At 64.7% G+C, this 12164-nt stretch carries 11 protein-coding genes; 3 read left to right on the top strand and 8 right to left on the bottom strand.

Annotation, left to right across the window (positions count from 1 at the left end; translation table 11 throughout):
• Positions 1–53: 53 nt before the first annotated feature.
• The 5 genes from NYR58_RS08020 to clpP form a co-directional block, all read right to left on the bottom strand.
• Positions 54–1010, bottom strand: a complete 957-nt coding sequence (locus NYR58_RS08020; RefSeq protein ID WP_261519983.1) for a transferrin-binding protein-like solute binding protein — start codon at positions 1008–1010, stop codon at positions 54–56.
• Positions 1011–1205: 195 nt separating this feature from the next.
• Positions 1206–1478: a DNA-binding protein HupB gene (gene hupB / locus NYR58_RS08015; RefSeq protein WP_261519982.1), complete on the bottom strand. Its 273-nt coding sequence runs from the start codon at positions 1476–1478 to the stop codon at positions 1206–1208.
• Positions 1479–1742: 264 nt separating this feature from the next.
• The gene (gene lon / locus NYR58_RS08010) at positions 1743–4157 is read right to left on the bottom strand and encodes an endopeptidase La (protein ID WP_261519981.1); all 2415 of its coding nucleotides are present in this window, start codon (positions 4155–4157) and stop codon (positions 1743–1745) included.
• Positions 4158–4411: 254 nt separating this feature from the next.
• Positions 4412–5686, bottom strand: coding sequence for an ATP-dependent Clp protease ATP-binding subunit ClpX (gene clpX / locus NYR58_RS08005; protein ID WP_261519980.1), 1275 nt, complete (start codon positions 5684–5686; stop codon positions 4412–4414).
• Positions 5687–5977: 291 nt separating this feature from the next.
• Positions 5978–6610 (bottom strand): ATP-dependent Clp endopeptidase proteolytic subunit ClpP, encoded by a 633-nt coding sequence (gene clpP / locus NYR58_RS08000; protein WP_261519979.1) that lies wholly within the window; start codon positions 6608–6610, stop codon positions 5978–5980.
• A gap of 170 nt (positions 6611–6780) precedes the next feature.
• On the opposite strand from clpP, the gene NYR58_RS07995 reads away from it, so the two are divergent.
• A complete protein-coding gene (locus NYR58_RS07995; RefSeq protein WP_261519978.1) occupies positions 6781–8010 on the top strand; it encodes a cytochrome P450 in 1230 nt (409 codons plus the stop codon).
• A 13-nt stretch (positions 8011–8023) separates the two neighbouring features.
• Here the strand turns inward: NYR58_RS07995 and NYR58_RS07990 are convergent, their stop codons facing one another.
• The 3 genes from NYR58_RS07990 to NYR58_RS07980 all read right to left on the bottom strand — a co-directional run bounded on the left by NYR58_RS07990 (position 8024) and on the right by NYR58_RS07980 (position 10764).
• A complete protein-coding gene (locus NYR58_RS07990; protein WP_261519977.1) occupies positions 8024–9307 on the bottom strand; it encodes an O-acetylhomoserine aminocarboxypropyltransferase in 1284 nt (427 codons plus the stop codon).
• A gap of 117 nt (positions 9308–9424) precedes the next feature.
• Entirely contained in the window at positions 9425–9946 is a 522-nt protein-coding gene (locus NYR58_RS07985; protein ID WP_261519976.1) for a CoA-binding protein, read from the bottom strand.
• Positions 9943–10764 carry an enoyl-CoA hydratase gene (locus NYR58_RS07980; RefSeq protein WP_261519975.1) on the bottom strand — a complete coding sequence of 274 codons (822 nt, stop codon included), beginning with the start codon at positions 10762–10764 and terminating at the stop codon, positions 9943–9945. Before NYR58_RS07980 ends, NYR58_RS07985 begins: the two co-directional genes overlap by 4 nt.
• 330 nt (positions 10765–11094) lie before the next feature.
• Between NYR58_RS07980 and rplM the strand changes: the two genes are divergently transcribed.
• Both rplM and rpsI read left to right on the top strand, forming a co-directional pair.
• Positions 11095–11568: a 50S ribosomal protein L13 gene (gene rplM / locus NYR58_RS07975; RefSeq protein WP_261519974.1), complete on the top strand. Its 474-nt coding sequence runs from the start codon at positions 11095–11097 to the stop codon at positions 11566–11568.
• Positions 11561–12043, top strand: coding sequence for a 30S ribosomal protein S9 (gene rpsI, locus NYR58_RS07970; RefSeq protein ID WP_261519973.1), 483 nt, complete (start codon positions 11561–11563; stop codon positions 12041–12043). Before rplM ends, rpsI begins: the two co-directional genes overlap by 8 nt.
• Positions 12044–12164: the final 121 nt, after the last annotated feature.

Here is a 12164-nt window from a genome sequence, read left to right as displayed (position 1 = left end):
ACGGGGCAACACCCCGCCCGCCCTTCAAGACCAAAGCTCAGCGCCGAAGGCGCTCAGTCCTCGTCTGCGCTGAAGGAGCCTGTCGCAATAAAGTCCTCGCCATCCGCGACACCGGAGGCCGAGATGACGCCGGCCGTCTCCTCGGCATCAGGACCGAAGAACTTGCCCCGGTACGTTCCGTCGATTTCCGTCACACCCAATGCCGTGTTGAACGTGTCATTGGGGGCGATCTTGCCTTCGTAGCCGTGGCCGGAAATATCGGCTTCCTGCAGCGCAATTTCGCCGCCCGTCACCGCAGTCCAAGGACCATTCACGTCATTGACGCGCTCTCTTCCTTCCACATTGTTCACCAGGCCAGAAATCTTTCCTTCATCGAACTCTGCGGTCAACGACAGATCACCCTTTATATCCGTTCGATCATGGACGCTCCCGTCAGAACCGTAGCTGCGAATAAAGGCAGTGCCCGAATAGGTGGCCTTATCGGTTCGGGCCGCCACCACCTCGGACGTTGTCTCCGTGCCCACAACGGCAAAACCGAACATGCCGGGATCGTCGCTTTCCGGGTCCCACCAGTGATATCCCCATATCTGATGATAGGGATAGCCACCTGTGCCGTTGACGGCATCCTGCGCACTGGGCGCACTCCAGGTGTAGATATTGCGGTGACCATCATCGCTTTCGAACCCATACCCGTCATCCGAGACGTGGGTTGACGAATAGCTTTCCGTTTTGCCGTTTACGGTGACGTCGATGCCACCGGCATCGTTCTTCTTTATGGAGACTTTTGCCGAATCGTGTCTGCGCACGTCCTCGTGGTGGAGCGTCGAGGACATCTTGCCATCATAGGCTTTCAGCGTCTTTCCGTCGTCGAGCGCTTCGGCTGCCGTACCGACATCCTCCGCAAAGAGCGCGTCGACGATGGCGCTCGTCGAGCCGCTGCCGCCGCATCCGGCCAGTCCGAGAGCCGCAATTGCCACGCTGCCCGTCAAAAACACCCTGTGAGATCGCATGTTGCCTTCCCCCTGTCCTGCGCGGCCTTCCCTTCGAAGACCGCTTCGTTCGGGCTATTGATCAATGGGTGGGGTACGGGCACAACTCCCATTTGGGAGGTTTGGGGAGGCTGATGCGCGTTGGCGCCAAAGGAAAAGGCCGGGGCAGGCCCGGCCTTTGTCCGACGGTGTGGGGCCGCGGTTGACCGCGGTCGATCAGTTGATCGCGTCCTTCAGGCCCTTGCCTGCCGAGAATTTCGGCACGTTGCGCGCCGGGATCTCCACCGGAGCGCCGGTCTGCGGGTTGCGGCCCGTGGAGGCCTCGCGCCGCGAAACGCTGAAATTGCCAAAACCGACAAGCCGAACGTCCCCGCCTTTCTTCAGCTCGTCCGTGATAACGGAGAAAACCGCGTCGACGGCCGACTGGGCGTCGCCCTTGGAAAGACCGGCCTGCTCGGCAACGGCGGATACCAGTTCGTTCTTGTTCATAAACAACAAACCCCTTTTCTATTATGGCCGGAGAGCGACTCAACCGGCTGGGTTGGCAGTTTATGAAGAAGTGGGGGGCCGACCAAGCGGGAAATAAGCCGGAGAAGCGAAAAATCCCCGGTTTTCCGCGCTTTTCTGGACAAAGGGCCGGCCCCGAGAGGCCGGCCCCTGATGTGTGTGGCGTTTCCGCCCGCGCTGCCGGCGCTGCATTGCCGGCGCGGCAGCGGGGCCGAAAACCCGGTTCGCGCCGTTCGGCGCGCCGCCTCAATGGGCGACGGTCTGGCTTCCCGTCTCGCCGGGAACCTCCACCTTCTGGGCGGCGGCCACCGGCTCCACCCATTCGATGGGCTCCGGCTTGCGGGTGAGCGCGTGCTCCAGCACCTCGCCGACACGGCTGACCGGCACGATCTCCAGACCGCTCTTCACGTTTTCCGGGATCTCGGCCAGGTCCTTGGCGTTCTCCTCCGGGATGAGCACCTTCTTGATGCCGCCGCGAAGGGCCGCCAGCAGCTTCTCCTTCAGCCCGCCGATGGGCAGCACCCGGCCGCGCAGCGTGATCTCGCCCGTCATGGCGATGTCCTTGCGCACCGGAATGCCGGTCATCACGGAAACGATCGCCGTCACCATGGCGATGCCGGCCGAGGGGCCATCCTTGGGCGTGGCGCCTTCCGGCACGTGCACGTGGATGTCCTTCTTGTCGAAGATCGGCGGTTCGATGCCGAAGTCAACGGCCCGGCTGCGCACGTAGGAGGCGGCTGCGGAGATCGACTCCTTCATGACGTCGCGCAGGTTGCCGGTCACCGTCATCTTGCCCTTGCCGGGCATCATGACACCCTCGATGGTCAGCAGCTCGCCGCCCACCTCGGTCCAGGCAAGGCCGGTGACGACGCCCACCTGGTCCTCGCCCTCGGCCTGGCCGAAACGGAAGCGCGGCACGCCCAGATAGTCGGCCAGGTTCTTCTCCGTCACCTTCACCGACTTCTTGCCCGACTTCAGGATCTCGGTGACCGCCTTGCGCGCCAGCTTCATCAGCTCGCGCTCCAGATTGCGCACGCCCGCCTCACGGGTGTAGGTGCGGATGATGGTCTGCAGCGCTCCGTCGGTGACCGAGAATTCCTTGGGCTGGAGCGCATGCTCGCGCACCGCCTTGGGCAACAGATGCCGCTTGGCGATCTCGATCTTCTCGTCCTCGGTGTAGCCGGCGATGCGGATGATCTCCATGCGGTCCATCAGCGCCGGCGGGATGTTGAGGGTGTTGGCCGTCGTCACGAACATGACGCTCGACAGGTCGTATTCCACCTCCAGATAGTGGTCCATGAAGGTGGCGTTCTGCTCGGGGTCCAGCACCTCCAGAAGCGCCGAGGAGGGATCGCCGCGGAAATCCATGCCCATCTTGTCGATCTCATCGAGCAGGAACAGCGGGTTCGACTTGCCGGCCTTCCGCATCGACTGGATCACCTTGCCGGGCATGGAGCCGATATAGGTGCGCCGATGGCCGCGAATCTCGGCCTCGTCGCGCACGCCACCCAGCGCCATACGCACGAACTCGCGGCCCGTGGCACGGGCGATCGACTTGCCGAGCGAGGTCTTGCCGACGCCCGGAGGGCCGACGAGGCACAGGATGGGACCCTTCAGCTTCTTCTGCCGCGACTGGACGGCAAGATACTCGACGATGCGCTCCTTGACCTTCTCCAGGCCGTAGTGGTCGGCGTCCAGCACTTCCTCGGCGAAGCCCAGGTCGTGACGCACCTTCGAATTCTTCTTCCACGGGATGGAGAGCAGCCAGTCGAGATAGTTGCGCACGACCGTGGCTTCCGCCGACATGGGCGACATGGTCTGCAGCTTCTTGAGTTCGGCCTGAGCCTTCTCGCGCGCTTCCTTGGAAAGCCGCGTCTTCTTGATACGCTCCTCGAGCTCGGCCACCTCGTTGCGGCCGTCCTCGCCCTCGCCGAGCTCCTTCTGGATCGCCTTCATCTGCTCGTTGAGGTAGTACTCGCGCTGCGTCTTCTCCATCTGGCGCTTGACGCGCGAGCGGATGCGCTTTTCCACCTGCAGAACCGAGATCTCGGCCTCCATGAAGCCCATGGCCTTTTCCAGGCGCTCGCGCACCGACAGGGTGGCCAGCATCTCCTGCTTCTCGGGAATCTTGATGGCCAGGTGCGAGGCGACCGTATCGGCGAGCTTGGCATAGTCCTCGATCTGGCTGGCCGCGCCCACCACCTCGGGCGAGATCTTCTTGTTGAGCTTCACATAGTTCTCGAAGTCGGCGAGCACCGAACGGGCCAGCGCCTCGATCTCAACCTCGTCCTCCTGCGGCGCTTCGAGAATCTCCGCGCGCGCCTCGTGGAAGTCCTCGCGCCCGGTGAACCCGGTGATGCGGGCGCGCGCCGCCCCCTCCACCAGCACCTTGACCGTTCCGTCGGGCAGCTTGAGAAGCTGCAGCACATTGGCGAGCGTGCCGACATCGTAGATGCCGCTGGGCTCCGGGTCGTCGTCGGCGGCGTTCATCTGGGTGGCCAGAAGCACCTGCTTCTCGGCACCCATCACCTCCTCCAGCGCCTTGATCGACTTCTCGCGCCCCACGAAAAGCGGCACGATCATGTGCGGAAACACCACGATGTCGCGCAGGGGCAGCACCGGGAACAGCATTTCACCAGAAGTCTTGGGGGTGTTTGTCATTTCTCAGCCTTTTTCACCCGCGGCCGCTCGACGTGCCTGCCGCGGAGTTTTTGCCATCGGGGACACCGTCCCCTCGACGATGAGCTTGCCTTGCAACGCCGACGCGGGGGACGGGACCCGCCACACGCTCCATAGGTGGAGGTGCGCGCGCCGAAGATCAAGGGTGGAGCGCCGGCGCGTCTTCCGCACGGCACGCATGGGCCGGGAGGCGGCCTTTCCGCCGCGCCCTCTCAGCCCATGGAAACGCCCTCTCCTCACGCGCTGACGCTGCCCTTCTCCTTCTCGCGCTCGGCATAGATGTAGAGGGGGCGGGCATTGCCGGCCACCACCTCGTCCGAGATCACGACCTCCTGAACGCCTTCCAGCGCCGGCAGCTCGAACATGGTGTCGAGCAGGATCGCCTCCATGATGGAGCGCAGGCCGCGCGCGCCCGTCTTGCGCTCGATGGCCTTGCGGGCGATCGCCGTCAGCGCGTTCTCGTGGAAGGTGAGCTCCACATTCTCCATCTCGAACAGGCGCTTGTACTGCTTGACGAGCGCGTTCTTCGGCTCGCTGAGGATGCGCACCAGCGCCTCCTCGTCCAGGTCCTCCAGCGTGGCGAGCACCGGCAGGCGTCCCACGAACTCGGGAATGAGCCCGAACTTCAACAGGTCCTCCGGTTCCACCTGGCGCAGAAGCTCGCCGGCACGGCGATCCTCCGGCGAGGCAACATTGGCGGAAAAGCCGATGGAGGTCTTGCGCCCGCGGTCGGAGATGATCCTCTCCAGCCCTGCGAAGGCGCCGCCGCAGATGAACAGGATCGAGGAGGTATCGACCTGCAGGAACTCCTGCTGGGGGTGCTTCCTGCCGCCCTGCGGCGGCACGGAGGCGACCGTTCCCTCCATGATCTTCAGAAGCGCCTGCTGCACGCCCTCGCCCGAGACGTCGCGGGTGATCGAGGGGTTGTCCGACTTGCGCGAGATCTTGTCGATCTCGTCGATGTAGACGATGCCGCGCTGGGCGCGTTCGACATTGTAGTCGGCCGCCTGCAGCAGCTTCAGGATGATGTTCTCAACGTCCTCGCCCACATAGCCGGCCTCGGTGAGCGTCGTCGCATCGGCCATGGTGAAGGGCACGTCGATGATGCGCGCCAGCGTCTGGGCAAGCAGCGTCTTGCCGCAGCCGGTCGGGCCGATCAGCAGGATGTTCGACTTGGCCAGTTCCACATCCTGGTTCTTGCCGGCATGGGCCAGGCGCTTGTAGTGGTTGTGGACGGCCACCGACAGCACGCGCTTGGCATGGGCCTGGCCGATCACATAATCGTCAAGGACCTTGAGGATGTCCTGCGGGGTCGGCACGCCCTCGCGCGACTTCACCATCGAGGACTTGTTTTCCTCGCGGATGATGTCCATGCACAGCTCGACACATTCATCGCAGATGAAGACGGTCGGTCCGGCGATCAGCTTGCGCACCTCGTGCTGGCTCTTGCCGCAGAAGGAGCAGTACAGCGTGTTCTTGGAATCGCCGCCGCTGTTGCCGATCTTGCTCATCTCACATGTCCTTTCAGTACCACCGGCGCCGCTTCGCGAGGCCGTCTGCCGCAGGGGATCAATGCCGGAAGGAAAGCCCGAGCCTGCCCCGCATCTTCTCCCCTGTCACTTTCCGAGCGAAACACGAATCGGAAAGCACGGCAAGATTCCCCAGCAAAAACTAGGGGATCGAACTTCAACATAGGCTTAACGTAAGCGGTTGCCAGCGCTTAGGGAACAGGAAAATGTGACGGAAATGCCGCAGCATGCCGCTAATTTTCGACTCGCAGCCGGCGCGCCGCGCCCGACACCTCACGAGGCCCCCGGCCCCTCGACGAGCTCGCGGCTGGAGATGACCCTGTCGATGAGCCCGAACTCCTTCGCCTCCTCGGCATTCATGAAGTGGTCGCGGTCGAGCGTCTTCTCGATGGTCTCGTAATCACGGCCGGTGTGCTTGACATAGATCTCGTTCAGGCGCCGCTTCAGCTTGATGATATCCTGGGCGTGGCGCTCGATGTCGGACGCCTGGCCCTGAAAGCCGCCGGAGGGCTGGTGAACCATGATGCGCGCATTCGGCGTGGCAAAACGCATGCCCTCCGCGCCCGCCGTCAGAAGCAGCGAGCCCATAGAGGCCGCCTGGCCGATGCACAGGGTGGACACCGGCGGCTGGATGAACTGCATGGTGTCGTAGATCGCCATGCCGCTGGTGACGATGCCACCCGGCGAGTTGATGTAGAGCGCAATCTCCTTCTTCGGGTTCTCCGCTTCGAGGAAGAGAAGCTGCGCGCAGACGAGCGAAGCCATCCCGTCCTCGATCGGCCCGGTGATGAAGATGATGCGCTCCTTCAGGAGGCGCGAGAAGATGTCGTAGGCGCGTTCGCCGCGGTTCGTCTGTTCGACGACCATCGGCACAAGGTTCATCGCGGTCTCGACGGGATTCGACATGCAGGGATACCTTCTTTGCGAGGCGCGCCGGCTCCTCGGCGCGTGCGACAGATTCGTCCTTTTCCACTGATGCCGATATAGGACGCCCGCTCCCGCCTGTGCAAGGCCATGTTTTTCCCGCCCGGGAAACGGCCGCTTGCGCCGGGCGCGATCGGCGGTAAGACAGGCGCATGAGCATCGCCGACACCCCTTCCTTCTCCCTTCGCGACCGGCACCTGCGGCTCGACCCGCATGCCGAGGCGTTCGTTCAGGATCCTTATGCCGCCTATGCCCGGCTCCACGAGGCGGCGCGCGCCGTCTACTGGGAAGACTACGGGATGTGGTGTCTTGCCGGCTTCGAGGAGGTGAACCGGGCCCTGCGCGACCGCCGGCTGGGCCGGCAGCTACCGGCGGGCGGCACGCTCTACGATGCGCCGCATCTGAAGGACTTCGCAGCGGTGGAGGCCAACTCCATGCTGGAGCTCGAACCGCCCGCCCACACGCGGCTGAGAACGCTGGTGAACCGCGCCTTCGTCTCGCGCCAGGTGGAACGGCTGCGCCCGCGCATCGCAGCGCTGTGCCACCGGCTCATCGACGGCTTCGAGGCCGATGGCGAGGCCGATCTGCTGCCCGCCTATGCGACGCCGGTGCCCATCACCATCATTGCCGAGATGCTGGGCGTGCCGGTGGAGATGGGCCCGCAGCTTCTCGAATGGTCGCACCGCATGGTCGCCATGTACATGCACGGGCGCACCCGGGCGGTGGAAGAGGCGGCCAACGAGGCGGCGCGCGCCTTCGCCGCCTTCATCCGCGACTGCGCGGCGGAGCGTCGCGCCCGGCCGGGCGACGACCTTCTGTCGCTGCTCGTCGCGGCGCGGGAAAGCGGCGACAGGCTGACGGAGGACGAGCTCGTCTCCTCCACCATCCTGCTGCTCAATGCCGGCCACGAGGCCACCGTCCATCAGCTCGGCAACGCCGTTGCGACCCTGCTCGCCCAGGGCGGCGATCCGCGCCGCTTCTTCTCGACGCCGCAGGCGACGGCGGCGACGGTGGAGGAGTGTCTGCGCTTCGACCCGCCGCTGCACATGTTCACCCGCCATGCCTATGAGGCGGTGGAGGTGGCCGAGGGCGTGCGCCTGAAACCCGGCGAGACGGTGGGCCTCATGCTGGGGGCGGCCAATTGCGATCCGCGGGCCTTCGAGCAGCCGCGCGCCTTTCTGCCGGCGCGCGGCGACCAGAAGAATGTCTCCTTCGGCGCCGGCATCCATTTCTGCATCGGCGCGCCGCTTGCCCGGCTGGAGCTGCAGGTGGCACTCGACGTGCTCTTCGCGCGGCTGCCCGCGCTGCGGCTTGCGGAGGCGCCCCGCTACCGGGACACCTATCACTTCCACGGGCTCGAGCGGCTCCTCTGCCGCTGGTGAGCCCCCTTGCCTCTCAGATGCCGGCGAGCGCCTGCTCCAGGTCGGCGATGATGTCGTCCACGTCCTCCAGCCCGACGGACAGGCGGATGACGTCCGGGCCGGCGCCGGCAGCCACCTTCTGCTCGTCGGAGAGCTGGCGGTGCGTTGTGGACGCCGGATGGATGATGAGCGAGCGCGTGTCGCCGATATTGGCGAGATGGGAGAACAGCTCCACGCTTTCCACCACCTTCACCCCGGCCTCGAAACCGCCCTTGAGCCCGAAGGTGAAGACGGCACCCGCCCCCTTCGGCGCGTATTTGCGCATCAGCTCGTGGTTGGGGTCGTCGGGCAGGCCCGGATAGGAGACCCAGGCCACCTGCGGCTGCTCCTTGAGCCAGGTGGCGACCTTCAGCGCGTTGTCGCAGTGACGCTGCATCCTGAGCGCCAGCGTCTCGATGCCGGTGAGAATGAGGAAGGCGTTGAACGGCGAGATCGCCGGCCCGAAATCGCGCAGGCCCAGCACGCGAGCGGCAATAGCGAAGGCGAAGTTGCCGAAGGTCTCGTGCAGCACCATGCCGCCATATTCGGGCCGCGGCTCGGACAGCATGGGATAGTTGCCGGATTTCGACCAGTCGAAAGTGCCGCAGTCGACCAGCACGCCGCCCACGGAGTTGCCGTGCCCGCCCAGGAACTTGGTGAGCGAATGCACGACGATGTCGGCACCGTGCTCGATGGGGCGCAGGAGATAGGGCGAGGCCATGGTGTTGTCGACGATGAAGGGCAGGCCGTGGCGGCGGGCCACCGCGGCGATGGCCTCCAGATCGACAAAGGTGCCGCCGGGATTGGCAAGGCTCTCCACGAAGATGGCGCGGGTCTTCTCGTCGATCTGGCTTTCGAAGCTGTCGATGTCCTCCGGGTCGGCCCAGCGCACGTGCCAGTCGAAATTCCTGAAGGCGTGGCCGAACTGGTTGATGGAGCCGCCATAGAGCTTCCTGGCGGCAATGAAGTTGCAGCCCGGCTGCATGAGCGTGTGGAAGACGAGGAGCTGCGCGCCATGGCCGGAGGCGGCGGCCAGCGCTGCCGTGCCGCCCTCCAGCGCCGCGATGCGCTCCTCCAGCACCGCCTGGGTGGGGTTCATGATGCGGCTGTAGATGTTGCCGAAAGCCTTGAGCCCGAACAGCGAGGCGGCATGGTCCACATCGTCGAAGACATAGGACGTCGTCTGATAGATGGGGGTGGCGCGGGCGCCGGTGGCAGGATCGGGCTGGGCGCCGGCGTGGATGGCAAGCGTGTTGAAGCCGGGCGTGCGCTCGGTCATGGGGTTTCCTCCGTTCTCTTTCCCGCCATCCATACAAAGGCGGGCCGGCGAGGCAAAGAAGATTTGTCCGTTTTCGGGTGGACTGAGGAGAAATATTCTCCGCTTCGGCCGCCGCCGTTACCTGGCGCGAATGCCGAAGCTCTGGAAGCCCTGGCGCAGGAGCGGCTTCTTCGAGGAGATGACGCGACTGTTGACGCCGTTCCAGCCGATCTCCCCGGAAAGCCTGCCATACTCGATCTTCGGGCAACGGTTCATCACCACCTTGATGCCCTTCTCCTCCAGCCTGGCGGCGGAGGCGTCGTCGCGCACGGTGAGCTGCATCCATACCACCTTCGGCAGGGGATCCATGGCGAGGATCTCCTCGGTGATGGCGGGCACGGCGGAGGAGGCGCGGAAGATGTCCACCATGTCAACGGGCTCGGGAAGGTCGGCCAGCGAGGCATAGGTCATGGCGCCCGCGATCGGCTTGCCGGCATGGCCGGGATTGACGGGGAAGACCCTGTAACCCTTGTCGATCAGATATTTGGTGACAAAGAAGCTGGGCCTTACCTCGTTGGCCGATGCGCCGACGATGGCGATCGACTTCACCGCGTTGAGGATGCCGGAGATATAGGAATTTTCGTAGGCGTCGTGGTTCATTCACCTCTCCACTGCGGCTGGCGCTTCTCGATGAAGGCGCCGATGCCCTCTTCCGCGTCGCGCGCCATCATGTTCTCCACCATCACACGGGCGGCATATTCATAGGCTTCGGCCAGCCCCATCTCCGCCTGGGCATAGAAGGCTTCCTTGCCGATCTTCAGCGTCAAAGGCGATTTCGACGCAATGGTTTGCGCGAAATCCATGACAGTCCGATTCAGCGCCTGCGGCGCCACCACCCGGTTGACCAGGCCGAAGGAAAGCGCGGTGTGCGCGTCGATCATCTCGCCGGTGAGCAGCATCTCCATGGCGTGCTTGCGCGCGACGTTGCGCGACAGCGCCACCATGGGCGTGGAGCAGAACAGCCCGATATTGACGCCGGGCGTGGCAAAGCGCGCCCTCTCGCTGGCCACCGCCAGATCGCAGGAGGCCACGAGCTGGCAGCCGGCGGCCGTGGCCACGCCGTCCACCGCCGCGATCACCGGCCGCGGATGGCGCACGATGGCCTGCATGAGGGAGGAGCACAGCGCCATGGTGCGGGCGAAGAAGGCCCTGCCGCGGTCCGCATCGGCGCGGTGGGCCGTCATCTCCTTCAGGTCGTGACCGGCCGAGAACACCTTACCCGCGGCGCCAAGCACGATCACCGCCACGCGCTCGTCCTCGCGCGCCCTGTCAAGCGCGCCCTTGAGAGCCTCCATCATGGCGATGGACAGCGCGTTGGCGGGCGGATTGGCAAGCGTGAGCGTCAGGACGCCGCCTTCAAGATGGCTCTCCACGAGGGTTTTCGCCGGGCTGCGCGTTTCTGCCGAGACTTCGGCCATGGTCTCTCTCCCTTCACCGTCTGCCCTCCCCTATCACAGTGCCGCCGGAAGATCAGCCGTGAAACGGATGGCCGCTCCCGGCTTGCTCCGGCGGCGCGCGAAGGCCTCCGAATTTGAGGTAATATGATACCGTTTTTTCAACGCATTGATTTTACTGTATTTTGCTGGGCGTTAATCCTCCGATTGTGCTTGACTTGCCGTCTCGCCCCTCCTATAAGCCCGCCGGTTGCGGCATTCGCCCGATTTTTCGAGGGCCTTTGGGCCATCGGTTCAAGCAACAAGAAACGCCCTGCCTGCGGGCCGGGTCTGCAAGATACGGACGGAACGACCATGAAAACCTTCTCGCAGAAGCCTGCGGAGGTGGAGAAGAAGTGGATCCTGATCGACGCCGAAGGGCTCGTCGTCGGCCGCCTCGCCTCCATCGTCGCCAACCGCCTGCGCGGCAAGCACAAGCCCACCTTCACCCCGCATGTGGATGATGGCGACAATGTCATCATCATCAATGCCGACAAGGTGGTCTTCACCGGCAGGAAGTACAACAACAAGAAATATTACTGGCACACGGGCCACCCCGGCGGCATCAAGGAGCGCACGGCGCGCCAGATCATCGAGGGGCGCTTTCCCGAGCGCGTGATCGAGAAGGCGGTGGAGCGGATGATCCCGCGCGGGCCGCTGGGCCGCCGCCAGATGAAGAATCTGCGCGTCTACACGGGTGCCGAGCACCCCCACGCCGCCCAGAATCCCGAGAAGCTCGACGTCGCGGCGCTGAGCAGGAAGAATGTAAGGGTCAAGGCATATGGCTGAAATCAATTCCCTCCAGGAGCTGGGCGAGGCCACGCAGGCCGCAGCGCCCGAGGCCGAGGCACCCCGGCTCGTGCAGAAGCTCGACGCCCATGGCCGCGCCTACGCCACCGGCAAGCGCAAGAACGCCATCGCCCGCGTGTGGGTGAAGCCCGGCACGGGCAAGATCACCGTGAATGACAAGGCGTTCGACCAGTATTTCGCCCGCCCCGTGCTGCAGATGATCCTGCAGCAGCCCATCGTGGCGGCCAACCGCAACGGCCAGTACGACATCGTCGCCACGGTCACCGGCGGCGGCCTGTCGGGCCAGGCGGGCGCGGTGCGCCACGGCATCTCCAAGGCGCTCACCCACTATGAGCCGGAGCTGCGCGCAGTGTTGAAGAAGGGCGGCTTCCTGACGCGCGACAGCCGCGTCGTGGAGCGCAAGAAGTACGGCCGCGCCAAGGCCCGCCGCTCCTTCCAGTTCTCCAAGCGCTGAAGCTTGCAACCATCGGCGAGATCGGAAAGCGGGCCCGTCGGCCCGCTCAGACCGCTGACAAACCCCTGGCTTTGGCCGGGGGTTTTTGATTCACTGGGTCATGTTGAAGCGACCCGCCCCT

The organism is Chelativorans intermedius (assembly GCF_025398255.1).
GTDB lineage: Bacteria > Pseudomonadota > Alphaproteobacteria > Rhizobiales > Rhizobiaceae > Chelativorans > Chelativorans intermedius.
This window is presented reverse-complemented; position numbering and strand designations above follow the sequence as displayed.

Bases quoted from the DNA above. Each gene is read 5' to 3' on its own strand.
- NYR58_RS08020 (WP_261519983.1), bottom strand. From the start codon at position 1,010: ATGCGATCTCACAGGGTGTTTTTGACGGGCAGCGTGGCAATTGCGGCT.
- NYR58_RS07995 (WP_261519978.1), top strand. From the start codon at position 6,781: ATGAGCATCGCCGACACCCCTTCCTTCTCCCTTCGCGACCGGCACCTG.
- NYR58_RS07985 (WP_261519976.1), bottom strand. From the start codon at position 9,946: ATGAACCACGACGCCTACGAAAATTCCTATATCTCCGGCATCCTCAAC.
- hupB (WP_261519982.1), bottom strand. From the start codon at position 1,478: ATGAACAAGAACGAACTGGTATCCGCCGTTGCCGAGCAGGCCGGTCTT.
- clpX (WP_261519980.1), bottom strand. From the start codon at position 5,686: ATGAGCAAGATCGGCAACAGCGGCGGCGATTCCAAGAACACGCTGTAC.
- rpsI (WP_261519973.1), top strand. From the start codon at position 11,561: ATGGCTGAAATCAATTCCCTCCAGGAGCTGGGCGAGGCCACGCAGGCC.
- clpP (WP_261519979.1), bottom strand. From the start codon at position 6,610: ATGTCGAATCCCGTCGAGACCGCGATGAACCTTGTGCCGATGGTCGTC.
- rplM (WP_261519974.1), top strand. From the start codon at position 11,095: ATGAAAACCTTCTCGCAGAAGCCTGCGGAGGTGGAGAAGAAGTGGATC.
- lon (WP_261519981.1), bottom strand. From the start codon at position 4,157: ATGACAAACACCCCCAAGACTTCTGGTGAAATGCTGTTCCCGGTGCTG.
- NYR58_RS07990 (WP_261519977.1), bottom strand. From the start codon at position 9,307: ATGACCGAGCGCACGCCCGGCTTCAACACGCTTGCCATCCACGCCGGC.
- NYR58_RS07980 (WP_261519975.1), bottom strand. From the start codon at position 10,764: ATGGCCGAAGTCTCGGCAGAAACGCGCAGCCCGGCGAAAACCCTCGTG.